Annotated in this window: 13 protein-coding genes; 5 read left to right on the top strand and 8 right to left on the bottom strand. The window is 59.7% G+C overall.

Annotation, left to right across the window (positions count from 1 at the left end; translation table 11 throughout):
* Window positions 1-2: 2 nt before the first annotated feature.
* The 8 genes from AB7A72_RS21985 to AB7A72_RS21950 form a co-directional block, all read right to left on the bottom strand.
* Window positions 3-1,868, bottom strand: a complete 1,866-nt coding sequence (locus AB7A72_RS21985; RefSeq protein ID WP_369461172.1) for a site-specific DNA-methyltransferase — start codon at window positions 1,866-1,868, stop codon at window positions 3-5.
* A 75-nt stretch (window positions 1,869-1,943) separates the two neighbouring features.
* Window positions 1,944-2,636 carry a DUF4391 domain-containing protein gene (locus AB7A72_RS21980; RefSeq protein WP_369461171.1) on the bottom strand — a complete coding sequence of 231 codons (693 nt, stop codon included), beginning with the start codon at window positions 2,634-2,636 and terminating at the stop codon, window positions 1,944-1,946.
* On the bottom strand, window positions 2,633-5,968 hold the full coding sequence (locus AB7A72_RS21975) for a helicase-related protein (RefSeq protein WP_369461170.1): 3,336 nt from the start codon (window positions 5,966-5,968) through the stop codon (window positions 2,633-2,635). Before AB7A72_RS21975 ends, AB7A72_RS21980 begins: the two co-directional genes overlap by 4 nt.
* Window positions 5,969-6,513: 545 nt before the next feature.
* The gene (locus tag AB7A72_RS21970; protein WP_369461169.1) at window positions 6,514-6,930 is read right to left on the bottom strand and encodes a hypothetical protein; all 417 of its coding nucleotides are present in this window, start codon (window positions 6,928-6,930) and stop codon (window positions 6,514-6,516) included.
* Window positions 6,927-7,088 (bottom strand): hypothetical protein, encoded by a 162-nt coding sequence (locus AB7A72_RS21965; RefSeq protein ID WP_369461168.1) that lies wholly within the window; start codon window positions 7,086-7,088, stop codon window positions 6,927-6,929. The genes AB7A72_RS21970 and AB7A72_RS21965 overlap by 4 nt, the downstream gene beginning before the upstream one ends.
* Before the next feature lie 525 nt (window positions 7,089-7,613).
* A complete protein-coding gene (locus AB7A72_RS21960) occupies window positions 7,614-8,135 on the bottom strand; it encodes a demethoxyubiquinone hydroxylase family protein (protein ID WP_369461167.1) in 522 nt (173 codons plus the stop codon).
* A gap of 89 nt (window positions 8,136-8,224) precedes the next feature.
* Complete coding sequence (locus AB7A72_RS21955) at window positions 8,225-8,521, bottom strand: addiction module antidote protein (protein WP_259164108.1); 297 nt, start codon at window positions 8,519-8,521, stop codon at window positions 8,225-8,227.
* Window positions 8,522-8,524: 3 nt separating this feature from the next.
* Window positions 8,525-8,839 (bottom strand): type II toxin-antitoxin system RelE/ParE family toxin, encoded by a 315-nt coding sequence (locus tag AB7A72_RS21950; protein WP_369461166.1) that lies wholly within the window; start codon window positions 8,837-8,839, stop codon window positions 8,525-8,527.
* A gap of 246 nt (window positions 8,840-9,085) precedes the next feature.
* On the opposite strand from AB7A72_RS21950, the gene AB7A72_RS21945 reads away from it, so the two are divergent.
* The 5 genes from AB7A72_RS21945 (at window position 9,086) to AB7A72_RS21925 (ending at window position 14,846) form a co-directional block, all read left to right on the top strand.
* Window positions 9,086-9,505 (top strand): Ohr family peroxiredoxin, encoded by a 420-nt coding sequence (locus AB7A72_RS21945; RefSeq protein WP_369461165.1) that lies wholly within the window; start codon window positions 9,086-9,088, stop codon window positions 9,503-9,505.
* Window positions 9,506-9,539: 34 nt separating this feature from the next.
* Window positions 9,540-10,853 (top strand): ATP-binding protein, encoded by a 1,314-nt coding sequence (locus AB7A72_RS21940; RefSeq protein ID WP_369461164.1) that lies wholly within the window; start codon window positions 9,540-9,542, stop codon window positions 10,851-10,853.
* A 29-nt stretch (window positions 10,854-10,882) separates the two neighbouring features.
* Window positions 10,883-11,632, top strand: coding sequence for a response regulator (locus AB7A72_RS21935; RefSeq protein ID WP_369461163.1), 750 nt, complete (start codon window positions 10,883-10,885; stop codon window positions 11,630-11,632).
* Between the two features lie 385 nt (window positions 11,633-12,017).
* Window positions 12,018-13,043 carry an alpha/beta fold hydrolase gene (locus tag AB7A72_RS21930; protein WP_369461162.1) on the top strand — a complete coding sequence of 342 codons (1,026 nt, stop codon included), beginning with the start codon at window positions 12,018-12,020 and terminating at the stop codon, window positions 13,041-13,043.
* A gap of 33 nt (window positions 13,044-13,076) precedes the next feature.
* Window positions 13,077-14,846: a cytochrome c biogenesis protein DipZ gene (locus tag AB7A72_RS21925; RefSeq protein WP_369461161.1), complete on the top strand. Its 1,770-nt coding sequence runs from the start codon at window positions 13,077-13,079 to the stop codon at window positions 14,844-14,846.
* Window positions 14,847-14,892 lie beyond the last annotated feature (46 nt).

The raw sequence follows: 14,892 nt of genomic DNA, 5'->3' as shown, positions 1-14,892 counted from the left end.
CGTCAGATGCACTTGACTTCGGTGCCGGGCGACATGAGCTTGAAGATTTGCTCCACGTTGATTTTCACGCTGTCGCTGGCAAAGCCAGCATCGCGGAACACCACGCGAAGTGGCTCACGCTTAGCCAGTAGTTTGACGACCTCTTCGCTGAGCCCTTCTTCAAAGCACGCAACCAGCGCGTTTCCATCCACCAAGTACACCGCCTTACCCGCAATGGTTTCCTGTGTGATGGGCAGCGCAAGGTCGACCCCCCAGTCCAGCAGCACCTGGAACAGCAGGTCTTCAGAAGTGCGGTCTTCGCGGATGTTGTTGACTTGATCGGACAGCAAGTCCTGGGTTACGGCATCGGGAGTGTAGAACACCTCCTTCATGTTGGAGCTGTCTATCTTTAGGACACGGAAGCCAGCATCTTTACTCCAGTTCTCGTGATAAACCCCAGATAAGACACTTTGCCCTGCGCGGCGAATGCGCTCTTGACTCAGGTCAGAGATGGTTTTGTCCTCGGCCGCCTTCTCTGGAAGCTGAACTGAAATCCATCGCCTGTTTCCTCCGTCTGCAGCATTTTTTGTCAATACCGCGTGCGCGGTCGAACCGGACCCCGCAAAGAAGTCAAGCACAACCGCATCCTCGCTCGGCTCGGTTGCGATACTAAGCATCCGCTCAATTAGTTTGACAGGCTTCGGAGTGACGAACAGCTCGTCTCCGGATGATGCCTCCATCAGTTTGCTTAGCTCTTGCTTTGCATTTCGTGTGCTTCCAACATCTTTCCACGACCAGTAAGTCTGAGGCACGACACCCTCCTTAACTTCCGACAAGAACTTTTTGACTCCTGGTCTGTTGTCGCCGGACTGACCCCACCAGATACGGTTGTCTGCTGCAAGCTCGTCGAACTTTTCCTTTGATACGCGCCAATAGCTTCCAGCAGGCGGTCCCCCGATAGTTTTTCCGCTAGGGGTCGTAATTCCGTAAGTGCCCTTGCTGTAATAGTTTCGAGCAGCCAAGTCGCCAAGTAACCAAGGTCCACGGGGATCGTTATCCAGGTTCTGATATCGATCGATCATCTTCTCGCTCCGAGGGAGCAGTCGCGGCCGCCAAACCTCAGCGTTCTTTGCATAGAGCAAGATGTAGTCATGATCTTCACTCAGATGTCTTGCTGAATTTTTTGGACTATCCATCTTGTGCCAGATGATGCTTGCAATGAAATTGGCAGATCCAAAAACTTCATCACAGATGCATCGCAAATTCTGAAACTCGTGGTCGTCAATACTTATGAAGATTGCGCCATCGTCTGCCAAAAGGTTCAAAGCCAATCGGAGCCGCGCATACATCATCGTTAACCAGTCCGAGTGAAACCTCCCGTTGGCCTCTGTATTCGCCACAAGTCGTTTTCCACTCTCATCTGTCTGGTTTGACCGCCGCAAAAAATCTTCGGCTCTTTCCGAGAAATCATCGTCATAGATGAAGTCCTTGCCAGTGTTGTACGGTGGGTCGATGTAAATGAGCTTGATCTTGTTCAGATAGGTCTCTTGCAGCAGTTTCAGCGCATCAAGGTTGTCGCCCTCGATGAACAGGTTTCGAGTAGTGTCGAAGTCGACGCTTTCATCGCGATAAGGGCGTAAAGTCTTGGCGATCGGTGCATTTGCAGTCAGCAGCGCCTCGCGTTTGCCAGGCCAGTTTAGTTGGTAGCGTTCTTGCGGGCCTTCCACGATGGACGTAGACAGCTCCTGGCGCAGCTGATCAAAATCGATGCTCCGCCTGATCTCACCATTGGCCCCACGGGTTTCGGTCAGACAATTCGGAAAAAGCTCCATCAGCTTGTCGACATTGGATTGCGTAAGGTCGGGGCTGTGCATCTTAAGTTTATTCATGGTACAACTGGCTTTATGCGCTTATCCAGCAAGCGCTAACGGCTATCAAATATATAGCAAAAGTGATGACCCTGCTCAAGAGGCAAGCACTTGAAGCTCACTGCGAATGGTACGCAACTGCGCGTTGATTTCAACTTTGCGGTTGAATTGTTTTTCCTGCATCAGGCGAGATTCCAGCTTAGCGGCTGCAGCCTGCTTGGCTTTAAGCTGCGCCAGACGATCTAGCTGGTTGCGCAACGACTCTCCCGCCCGGGCCGGCACGACTAGATGTTGGCGCAGCAGCTGCTCGTACAGCCCTTGCAGGTTTAGCGCAATGGGCAAGCTGTGGGGTGGAAGGTCGTCTGGCTGCCAAGGCGCTGCATGGTAGTCGCCCAGCACCCATTGGCCACTTTCCGCTTCGCTGGGACGTTTGTAGGCTGCGATGGGTTGGCTTTTTCCATCATGCCGCAGCACAAACAGAATGGGAAACGGGATAGCTTTGTCAATGCATCTAAGCACAGAACGGCTGACGCCCGGCTGCTTCAATGCGATTTCAAACACCTCTATTTCAGGTACTTCGGTCGTAGCCGGCAGATTAATGCTTTCTGGGGCCAGCTTGTAGGCCCAGGTGATGCTCTCGATCTGCGCGACAAACAGCGCCCGCAACGCCACAGTGGGCTTAGCATGCGCGTAGATTTTGGCCTTGGCTACAGACTGGGACACTGCAGCTTTTGCGGGCCAGGCAAACAGAGCACGGGCAGTCGTTGGCTGAGTCGCTAGGTGGGTCATTCAGGCTGCACCACAAGGAAGCTGACCAGCTCGAAGTCTTCCAGCCCAGCCACCTCATGCACCAAGGCGCTGGTCTTGCCCGGCGAGAACAGGCTGTCGACGTCCTGTTCATGTTGGCGTTCAATCATGGAGTGGATGGCCTGATCCAGCAGCGCCGAATACAACGTCATTTCGCGGCCATCGTTAGTGATTGTGTTGAAGGGCTCAAATACGGCGGGCACTGGCTCGTCACGGCCTTTGCAGGCGTTTCGGGCCAGGTCTAGCAGCGTCTTGACTTCGGTATGGTCGGCAATGATGCTGCCGTCCATGCCGATGTAAACCAAGTAATAGGGATGCAGCCGGTTCTTCTGCTTTACCACTGCACCGGCCGTGCCACTGAGCAGCCGGTTGCGCAGCGTGAAAATCACGCCGGGGTGCAAGCCTTTTTCTGTATCGGCAGGCACCACAGCATGAAGGCCATTGGGCATGCGTGACAGATCGCCATTGGCTTTGGCGTAGTTCAGCAGGTCCATGCGGAAATCGTTTAGCCCCAAGTCGGTGATGGACACCCCAGTTTTGAGATCTTCCATCTCGATGACTTCTTCTTGCAGACGTCGCAATTGCTCTTTCCGATAAGCCACATCGTTGGACTGCGCGGACAAAACGTTGTCATCGCCAGTTGCCGTAACGTCGGCAATCATCATGCGGCTCTCCACCCGCTCTTTAAGGCGGATGTATTCGTCAAGGCTGATGTCGGGCCAGTAGTTGACCAGTTGAATGCACGCGTTGGGCGACCCAATGCGGTCTACACGACCAAAGCGCTGGATGATGCGAACGGGGTTCCAGTGGATGTCGTAGTTAATGACGGTGTCGCAGTCCTGCAAGTTCTGACCTTCGGAGATGCAGTCCGTGGCAATCAGCACATCAATTTCGCCGGGTTCGTGGGGCAGGGTCAGCGCCTTCTCTTTGGCGCGTGGCGCAAAAAGGGTAAGCATCGTCTGGAAGTCGATGCCTTGGCGCGGGTTTGCGGCCAGCCGCAGGGTGGTTTTTGGCTCTGTGGTGCCAGTCACCTTGCCAACGTGAATGCCATGGGCTTGAAACAGGCCTGCAGCCAGATTTTCGAACAGGTAGTTGGCGGTGTCTGCAAACGCAGTGAAGATTAGCAGCTTGCGGTTACCCGGATTAATGGGGTTGGCCAACTTTTTCTCAATCTCGCCTTTGAGGTGTTGGAGCTTGGTGTCGTCAGCCGGGGTGATTTTACCCATTTCTGCTAGGAGGCCGTCAATCACCGCCAAGTCGGCACTTAGGTCGTATTCCCACGACGGCAGGTCCATGTCAGCCAGCTCGATCTTGACCTTGCCGCCTGTGCTGCTCTCGCCAGAGTCGTCATACTCTGGCAATTCTTCTTCGTCGAAATCGGCATTCTCAAACTCGGATGTCTGGTCGGTGAACGGCCTCGCACGGCCGGTTTGCTTGAATGCGGTTATCTGGGCAAGTGCTTTCTGGTGATTGCTTTGCAGACTCCGCAACGTGAGTCGGAATGACGCAACTGAACTTTCTAGGCGTTTCAGCAGGTTGACGGTCATTAACGCCTGCAAGCTCTTTTCGCGGTCAGCCTGTTTGAATTTACCGGCTCCGCTCGGTACTTCGGTGTCGTACATGTCCTCATACTTTTTGATGCGGCTGGGTAGGATGTAACTCACAGGTGCATACACGGCCAGTTTCAGAAGCGAAAGCTTATTAAAGATTTCGTTGAAGCCAATGACATCAGGACGCAGGGTCAATGGACAATGGAACGACTGCGGTTCAAGGCGTTTAGGGAAGGTTCCAATGTCTTTGGTATCGTAGAAAGTCTCAATGTGTTTGCGAGAGCGTGCAATCGTTACGCTGTCCAACAACTCAAAGAAGTCGAAGTCCAATGCACCCAATATGGCGTCTGCGGTGCGCTCTTCCGGCGGCAATTTCGTCCAGGTATTGAATGCAGCTTGTGCCCGGCGAAAAATTTCCTCAACGTCTTTCTCGGTGTGCAGCTTGTCACCCAACTGCAACGAATTGCCCTCATAGGCTAGGGCCAACTGGTTACGCAAATCGTTGAAGCGGTTGTTGACGGGCGTGGCCGAAAGCATCAACACCTTAGTCTTCACGCCTTGCTTGATCACGGAGTCCATCAGCTTTTGATAGCGTGTCTCCTTGTCCTTGAACGCGTCATTGTTGCGAAAGTTATGAGACTCATCGATGACCACTAAGTCGTAATTACCCCAATTCACCCGATTCAGTGGTGTTCCGAACGATTCACCGCTGGTGCGCTGCAGGTCAGTATGACAAAGCACGTCATAGTTAAACCGGTCGTTTGCGAAGATATTGGTCTTGAGATTGCGGTTATAAGTCAACCAGTTGTCGGCTAACTTCTTGGGGCACAGCACTAGTACGGAACGATTGCGCAGCTCGTAATATTTAATCACAGCTAATGCAGTAAATGTCTTTCCCAGACCCACACTGTCGGCCAAGATACAGCCGTTGTAGGTTTCGAGCTTGTTGATGATGCCGGTGGCAGCGTCGCGCTGGAAGTTAAATAGTTTTTGCCAGACCAATGTATCGAGATAGCCCGTGCGGTCGTTGGGCAGCACGTCTTCGTTGAGGTCCTCCAGGAACTCGTTGAAGATGTTGTACAGCATGAGAAAGTAGATGCGCTCGGGCGAGTTCTCTTGGTACACCGATGCAATATGTTCGCACACCAAGCTGGTTACGTCGTTTAGTTTGACGGGATCGGCCCAAATCTGGTCGAACAAGCTGAGGAAAACGCCCGTGTTAGCGGGCTCGTCGAACTTGTTGACGATGTTTGATACGGCGTTGCCAGGCTGGTAGCCCAAATCAACAGCAGTAAAGCCATGCAAGGGCATGTAAACGGCGTTGGGCATGTCGCACACCGCACTGGTGGCTTGCACCGCCGCAAACTGCTGCATGGGTGCATTGCCACTGTTGGTGCGGAACGTGGCCTTTCGGCGCATCCAGTTGGCGCATTCACGGGCTATGGCGCGCTGGGTCAGCTTGTTTTTGAGCTGCACCTCGAACTCGGTACCATAGAAACTCCGCTCGGTTTTGGTGTCCGATGGCGGCTTGGGGATGTGGAACTCCCGCCGCTCTTTCTTGGCCGCGTCCGTTGCCTCGTCGGGCATGAACGAAGGCGAAGTGAAAATAAACTCGAAGGATTCGACCGATTCCAATTCACGCTTCAAGGCCTCGTAGGCGTAAATCGAGAAGCATGAGGCTGCGATTTTGAGCCGAGCGCCGGGGTGAATAGACTTCTTGAGGTCGTCACCTAGCAGGTCGTTGATGTTATCAATGAGTTTCATGCTGTTGTCGCGTAGCTCCTTCGTCACATCTTACCAAGAAGCGCTATTACCTGGTAAGAGTTGTGTGGAAATGCAAACAGCAGCTCAACGCACGCTAAACAAGTACACACACGCATAGCAAGACCCAGAACGATAGTTGGCTGTTGAAATGCGATTTACTGCAAGAGTCTGGTTATTTCTGCAAATGACTGTTTAATGCGATGCAGTTCATCTAGGAAATCAACTTCCTCGCGTAATAGAGTCAACCTCCGCAACCCAACATGCATCTCTTCGTTAGGTTACCTACAGTCTTGGCGGACCTAAGAAAAGACATCGAGAATGGCTCACTCAGGTGCAGACTCTATCCTCAGGCACCGACCGCCGACGAGCCAATAGCTTCGCGCCGCCTTCGCCTGCCAAGAAGCTCTGAACCATTTCCAGTTTGAACTCCGTCTCATACTTCTTCATGAAACCCCCTTGAAGTTCGTCCAACTTATGAGGGTCAGCTCAAACCCGGGGCAATTCATAGCGTTCTGCTCGCTCCTAGGCATGGCAAGTACTGCGATTCACGCTGCGCCTCCTTTCTCCCCCTCAGCAGCCCTCTCATTAGCCCGATGCAACACCGCCTGCGCATCCTCGGTCAGCGCATACAAAGCGCTGTGCAGCCCACCTTGCAGCCACTTGCTCAGCTTGAACGCCCCGCCTTCATCTGCACCGATCAGCAGAGCCGATATAGCACTCAAGCCATACAAACGCGTGTTGATCGCTTGGGCTTCGCACTCTGTCAGCGCCAGGTCGTCCGTAAAGCCGCAGGCCCTGCGGTGGCTGCAAATGTCGTGAATGTCCAAAGGCTGGTCGCCATGGTCAGCGATGGCCTGGATGGCATCGGCATAAGCGGTAACCAGGCTGGAGGTATCTGAGCTGGTATCCACAGATGCAGCGGGTTTTGCTGCCGCGCGGGCAGCTTGGGGCTTGCTGTTCATGATGACGCCTCCTGAATCCAGGACAGGTTGCGGAATAGAGGCAGCGCCTGTACGACCATGTTCAGCGCGTTGTGCGCATCGGGATGGAGTTGGATAAGGGCGCTTTCGCCCAGGCAGGAAGTGGGCGCAGAGATGCGCGCGAGGGAGGACTGAGCCATGGTGGACTCCAAGCAGTGTGGTTTGCAAAAACCACCGCCCGGACGCCAATCAGGGCGGCAGCTCGAGCAGGTTGGCGTACCGGACACCGCTTGCGCAAACCGGCGAGCCTCGCGGCTCCCTGCCCGAGCCGCCATAAAAGGGGCACGAACAAACAAGCCGCAGGTACTCTGCGGAGGAGACTGCGGCTTGCGTCGCAGCAATGTGACAGGACGCCAATCCCGGCTGCGCTTGACTGGCGCAGCGGCATAACTGTAGCACGGCAGGAATGGGAGTGTTTAGGTGTGGCGTTTTATCGGCCCCCTCCTCTGCCCGAGCCTCCCGGTCCTCCTCAATGAAGCGGTACCGGCCCGGCCGGATCGGCAAGCCGTCACCGTCTATGGCATTGATGCGCTCCAACCCATTGGCGATGTATAGGGTCAGTGCTTGGGCGTTAAAGGAGATAACCTCAGCGCACCCAGGCTGGCGTCAGAGGACTCTTTCGTGGTTGGTATTGCTTCGTCGCGCGTATGCGTTCCAACAAGCCCTCATAACCGCATTCCCAACCAGATGACGGTTTGTGTCGATGCAGCCACCACCGGAGTCAACACTTTGGGCCAGAACTGGCCAGGCGCCAGATGCATCACCGACTGCTCCAGATGCTGCTCTTCATCGGCCACGATTTTTGCAATGGCCGCGACCGCAGCATCATCCTGACCTTCCAGCAAGTGGATCTGATGCTTCAAGTGGCCCAGCACGACGCGCTCTACAGCAGCGGTCGTTGCAGCAATCGCCTGCAATCCAAAAAGTGCCGTTATCGAGCCCAGTGCAAATCCACCCAGTCCGCACAACCAGTAACTGCGGCAACGGCTGATACCTCTGCGCTGAAGCTCGTCCCAGAAGATGGCGCGATGCGCTTCTGCATGCGCCTTGAATGTCTGGAGCGTTGGAACGATGGATGGCGCAGTCCATCGCGCGACCAGGATCTGAGCAGCATAGATGTTGACAGCGCCATGCTCCGCTGCATGGTTCACCTTAAGCACTCGCCCGGCAAAGTTTTTCGCCTTCATAGATCGATCAGTTGCGTCATGCGCTGTAAGACACTTAAGATTCGTGAGGTAGCGGGCCTTCCGGCCGCTCCCAAATGGTTAAGCAAATCCTAGGGATTGATCGGCTGCGCAACCAGGCGAACGCCGAGCGCTGCACACACGCGCCAAATGGTGTCAAAGCGCGGATGGCTGCCCGGGCGCAGCGCCTTGTACAGCGCCTCTCGGGTCAGGCCGCTGGCACTTGCTATGTCGCCCATGCCACGCGCGCGCGCAATCACACCCAGGGCATGCGCAAGTTCGGAGGGATCTTCTTCCTCCATCACCAGGGTCAAATAGGCGGCCACCTCTTCATCCGTTTTCAAATGCTCTGCCATGTCAAAGTTGGGCAGGTCTGCAATCTTGACCATCATCTACTCCTTCTCACCCTCTTCCGGCTCCAAAGTGGCAGCCAGCGCCTGGGCAGCAGCGATATCCGCTTGTTGGCTGGACTTGTCACCGCCGCCCAGCATGACTACCACCACATCGCCACGCTGCACGTAGTACATACGCCAGCCTGGGCCAAAGTCTTCGCGCATTTCATAAACGCCTGCGCCAACGGATTTACAGTCGCCCATCAAACCACGTGTGACCTTGTCCAAACGCTTGGCCAGGCGAATACGCGTCATCGTGTCACGCAGGCCAAGGAGCCAGGCATCGAATTCAACAGTGCGCTTGACGGTGAACATTTCAGGATTGTAATCGTTCGTTCACACCAACGCCAGTTTTTTCATTAGCGGCAGCACACACTCCAGACACCATGCCATCGCTCACAAGGCATGACGCGATGCGCTTGAACAAAGACTTTTGTATAGTTTTGTACACTGCCTCTCCCAGCGCTACATTCGGTCAGAAAACCCCTTTGCCAAAGCGCCGTGGGCTTGAACAATCGCTCCGTCAGTTTGACAAAACAACACCTCCAAAAGGATTTGACCATGAGCGCAGCACAAGACAAGGTTCTCTACACCGGCCGCACAACCACCACTGGCGGCCGCTCCGGCGCATCGCGCAGCGATGACGGGCATTTGGATATTCGCCTGACCCAATTTGGCGCGGCAGGCACGGGCACCAACCCCGAGCAGCTGTTTGCGGCCGGCTGGTCGGCCTGCTTTATGGGGGCGATGGCACGCGCGGCGCAGCCGCTGGGCGTGAAGCTGCCGGCTGACCTGGCGGTCGATGCCGAGGTGGACCTGGTGCAAAACGCCGAGGGCTTTGCGCTGGCGGCGCGGCTGAACGTCAGGGTGCCGGGCGTGGCGCATGACCAGGCGCTGGCCGTGGTGCAGGCGGCGCACCAGATCTGCCCGTACTCCAAGGCGACACGCGGCAATATCCAGGTCGATCTTTCCGTGGCCTGATCGGCCCCTTGGCTCCCCACCCGGCTTGACCTCCATGCGCAGCATTCTTCAACGGCTTGTCCCTTCCACCCTGCTGGCGCGCGTCGCCTTACTGGTGGTGCTGGGCATGGGGGTGGCGCAGCTGCTGACCTATATGGCCATTCGCCATGAACGTGAGCAGGCGCTGATGCGGCTGATGATCAGCGGGGTCGAGCGCGATATCGCCAGCTCGGTCGCGCTGATCGACCGGCTGCCGGCCCGCGAGCGCCAGGACTGGTTCCCCAAGCTCGAGCGGCCCAATTACAGTTTTTCTCTGGAGGGCGCGGTCAGCAATGCTGCGCCCACCGACCCGGCCCTGGCCCGCTTTGCGCAGGTGGTGGCCGATGCCTTGCAGCCCTTTCCGGTGCTGGCGATGGGCCAGCTGGGCGACCGCGCCGATGCCGTGCGCATGCAGCTGCGGCTAAGCGACGGCGCACCGCTGTACATCGTGGCGCGCCGCGTGCCGATGCCCGTCTCGGGCTGGGTCACCTGGTTGCTGCTGGGCCAGCTGCTGGTACTGGCAGGCCTGGCCTGGCTGGCGGTGCGCCTGGTCACCCGGCCTTTGGAGAGGCTGGCAACGGCGGCCGACCAGTTGGGACCGGACCTGCAGCCCACTGTGGTGGCCGAGGCCGGCCCCGCCGAGGTGGTGCGCGCCGCGCGCGCCTTCAACGCGATGCAGCGGCGCATTGCCGGCTACCTGAACGAGCGCATGCAAATCCTCGCGGCCATCTCGCACGATCTGCAGACCCCCATCACGCGCATGCGGCTGCGGGTGGACCTGGTGGACGATATGCCCGATGCCGACAAGTTTCGCCAGGACCTCGAAGCCATGCGCAGCCTGGTGCAGGAAGGGCTGAACTATGCCAAGACCCTGCAAGGCTCCGACGAAAAAGTGCGGCGCCTGGACATGGATGCGCTGCTGCGCAGCATCGTCAACGACTATGCCGACACCGGCAGCCCGGTGACGATGGAGGGCGCTGCAGGCCAGCCCATCCGCACCCGCCCCCATGCGCTGCGCCGCGTTCTGGGCAATCTGATCGACAACGCCTTGAAATACGGCCAGCGCGCCGAAGTGCATCTGCGCCTGCAAGCGGGCCATTTGTGCATCGATGTCTGCGATGCCGGCCCGGGCATCCCCGAGGAGCAGCTCGCAGCCGTGCTGCAGCCCTTTTACCGGGTCGAGGCCTCCCGCAACCGCGACACCGGCGGCTCCGGCCTGGGCCTGGCCATAGCCCACCAGCTGAGCCTGTCGCTGGGCGGCACCTTGAGCCTGCACAACCGCCCCGAAGGCGGCCTGCGCGCCAGCCTGCAGTTGCCGGCCACCCGCTGACACCCACTGACCCACCGACACCTTCTGCCATGACAAGCACCTCCCCTGCCAGCGACCACATCCTTTTGGTGGATGACGACCGGGATATCCGCGACCTGGTCAGCGCCTACCTGCAAAAAAATGGCCTGCGTGTGACCACCGCACCGACGGGCCGGCATATGCGGCAGCTGCTGGAGATCGCCGGCCCGTTTGACCTGGTCATCCTGGACCTGATGCTGCCCGGCGAAGACGGGCTCACCCTGTGCCGTGACCTGCGCGCCGGCAAGTTCAAGACCACGCCCATCATTATGCTGACGGCACGCGGCGATGAGACCGACCGGGTGCTGGGCCTGGAGATGGGCGCCGATGACTATATGCCCAAGCCCTTTGCCGCGCGCGAGCTGCTGGCGCGCATCAAATCGGTACTGCGGCGCACGCGCATGCTGCCGCCCAATATGCGCAGCAGCGAGGAGGCGCGGTTTCTGGCCTTTGGCGAATGGCGGCTCGATACCGTAGAGCGCGTGCTGCTGGACCACGATGGCGTGATGGTGTCGCTGAGCGGCGCCGAATACCGGCTGCTGCGCGTGCTGGTGGACCACCCGCAAAAAGTGCTCAGCCGCGACCAGATCCTGTCCATCACCCAGGGGCGCGAGGCCGAGCTGTTTGAGCGCTCGATCGACCTGATGATCAGCCGCCTGCGCAAATGCCTGAACGACGATGCCCGCGAGCCGCGCTATATCAAGACGGTGCGCAGCGAGGGCTATGTGTTTGCCAGCCAGGTGGAGGCCCAGGATGTTTAGTGTTCGCAAATGGCTATATGCCTGCATGTTCTTGCTGGGCTGTGCGGCTGCTGAGATCGCCTCGCCCGCAGGCCGGCCCTGCCCCTTGGCCAGCAGCAGTACGCCGCTACGCAAACGCGTGCCCCGCGCTTAACGCTGCCAAGCAGCAGCAACACCCATCACACCCGACACCGCCACCTTTCAGGTGGCGGTGCCGTTTCCGGGCTCCGCAATCACGGCTTTGTATAGCTGTGTATCTGCCCGCGCCGCGTGCTACACGGCCATGCATTTGGGGGGTGCGCATGACACATGCCACATACATGGCGGCGGTCTACTAGCTAACAGCCAAGACAAACGAGTTTCGGCACCGAGCACCCCACCCCCCTTCACCCAGCAAAGGCCCTCCATGAACCCGATCACCACCTCCTCCCGCCGCAGCTTTTTGGGCAATGCCGCCCTGGGCCTGGCCTTGGCGCCCATGGGCAGCTTGCTGGCCAGCAGCGCACGCGCCGCCAGCCCGGCAGGTGCCACCACCAGCTTTGGCCCGCTCAAGCAGATCGATGCCGGCGACCTGCGGGTGGAATACGCCGAAGCGGGCCCCGCCAACGGCCCCGTCGCCATCCTGCTGCACGGCTGGCCTTATGACATCCATGCCTTTGTCGATGTGGCGCCGCGCCTGGCGGCAGCGGGCTACCGCGTCATCGTGCCCTACTTGCGCGGCTACGGCGGCACGCGTTTTCTGTCGGCCAGCACAGCACGCAATGGCCAGCAAGGCGCAGTTGCGCAGGACATCATTGCGCTGATGGATGCGCTGGGCGTGCGCCAGGCGGTGCTGGGCGCCTTTGACTGGGGCGCGCGCACCGCCTGCATCATGGCGGCAATCTGGCCCGAGCGGGTCAGCGGCCTGGTGTCCGTGAGCGGCTACCTGATCGGCAACCCCCAAGCCAATGCCAAGCCCCAGGCGCCTGCTGCCGAATACGCCTGGTGGTACCAGTCCTACCTGGCCACCGACCGGGGCCGCGACGGCTATGCCGCCAACCCCGCAGCGTTCAACCACTTTATCTGGCAGCAGGCCTCACCCCAATGGCAGTTTGACGATGCCACCTACCAGCGCAGCGCCCAGGCCTTTGACAACCCCGACCATGCTGCCATCGTGGTGCACAACTACCGCTGGCGCATTGCGCTGGCACAGGGCGAATCGCGCTTTGATGCGCTGGAGGCCCGGCTGGCCAGCGCGCCGCGCATTGCCGTGCCCAGCATCACGATGGAGGGGGATGCCAACGGCGCGCCGCACCCCGCGCCTGCTGCCTATGCCGCCAAGTTCAGCGGCCCCTACCAGCACCGCAACCTGGAGGGCGGCATTGGCCACAACCTGCCCCAAGAGGCGCCTGCCGCCTTTGCCCAGGCCGTCATCGACGTCACCCGCTTGTAAGCCCGTCCTTAACCAGCCATCCAAGGAGCTGCCATGGCCCTGTACCTAGTTGCCTTTGCCGCCGGGGTGCTCAGCGTGCTGAGCCCCTGCATCCTGCCCGTTCTGCCCTTTGTCTTTGCACGCCAGGGCCAGCCCAGCCGCCACGGCAGCCTGCCGCTGCTGATCGGCATGGCGCTGGCCTTTGCGGCCGCCGCATCGCTGGCCGCTGCCGCCAGTGCCTGGGCGGTGCAGTTGAGCCAGTGGGGCCGGGGCCTGGCGCTGCTGGGCCTGGGCGTTTTTGCAGCATCGCTGCTGTTGCCGGGCCTGGCCGCCTGGTGGAGCCGGCCACTGGTGCAGATCGGAGAAAAGCTGGCCGCCCAGCACCCTCAGCAGCGCTGGCTGCATTCCGTGCTGCTGGGCGTGGCCACCGGTCTGATCTGGTCGCCCTGCGCCGGCCCGGTGCTGGGCCTGCTGCTGTCGGGTGCCGCATTGGCGGGGCCCGGCACCGCCACCAGTTTGCTGCTGCTGAGCTATGCGGCCGGTGCCGGCCTGGCCTTGTGGGCGGCACTGCGCATCAGCGCCGGCACCATGGCACGCCTGCGGTCCCATTGGCTGCCGGGCGAGCGCGGCCGGCGTGCCGCAGGCGCCGCGATGCTGGCCGCCGTGCTGGCCGTGGCCACCGGACTGGACAGCCGCCTGCTCGCACAATCGGGCGCATTGAGCGGTTTGGGCAGCAATGGGCTGGAAAGCAGCCTGCTGCAAGCGGCCCTGCCCTCGGCCCAAGCGGCCGAGTTGGCGGGCAATACCGCAGCACAGTTGGGCAACGGCGCCCCTTACACCAGCCCCCTTCCGGTCGAATCGACCCGCCCCAGCCTGGACGGCGGCACCCAATGGCTGAATGCTGCGCCTCAGTCCATCCCCGCGCTGCGCGGCAAGGTGGTGCTGGTCAATTTCTGGACCTACTCCTGCGTCAACTGCCTGCGCACCCTGCCCTATGTCAATGCCTGGGCGCAAAAGTATGCCGATCGCGGCCTGGTGGTGGTGGGGGTGCATGCGCCTGAGTTCGCCTTCGAGAAGGACCGCAGCAATGTCGAGAAGGCCTTGCAGCAGCTCAAGATCAGCTACCCCGTCGTGCAGGACAACGGGTTCCGCATCTGGCGCGCCTTCAACAACCAGTACTGGCCGGCCCTCTACCTGGTCGACGCGCAAGGGCGGGTGCGCCACCACCAGTTTGGCGAAGGCGGCTATGCAGCGACCGAGCGCGCGCTGAACGAGCTGCTGCGCGAAGCCCAGGCGCCATCGGCAGCAACGGCACCTGCGTCTACTGCGAACACGGTCCCCGACACCGGAGGCCTGGGCATGGCCGCCGACACCGCCAGCCTGCGCAGCCCTGAGCTGTACCTGGGCTACGACAAGGGCGGCAGCCTGCGCTTGGCAGGCCGCCCCGCCCCCGACAAGGCAGCCGACTACCAGCCAGCGTCACTGCGCCTCAACACCTGGACCTTGCAGGGCAACTGGACCTTGAAGCCCGAGTGGGTACAAGCCAATAGCGCCGGCGGCCGCCTGGCCCTGCGCTTCGAAGCCCGCGATGCCAACCTGGTGCTGGGCGCCGCCGGTGCCGGCCCGCTGCGCTTTCGCCTGACCATCGACGGCCAGCCCCCAGGCATCCACCACGGCAGCGATGTCGATGCCCAGGGCTACGGCCAGGTCGATGCCACGCGGCTGTACCAGCTGGTACGCCAGCAGGGCCCGGTGAAGCAGCGCACGCTGGAGATCGAGTTTCTGGATGCGGGGGCGCAGGGATATGCGTTTACGTTTGGCTAGAGGCTTTGCATTGCGCGCCTGCTAGGATCTAAGCCTTCACCCAGCA

This window comes from Comamonas sediminis (assembly GCF_041107495.1).
GTDB classification, from domain to species: Bacteria; Pseudomonadota; Gammaproteobacteria; order Burkholderiales; family Burkholderiaceae_C; genus Comamonas; species Comamonas sediminis.
Note: the sequence above shows the minus strand (reverse complement) of the source record. Positions and strands in the feature narration are given on the sequence as shown.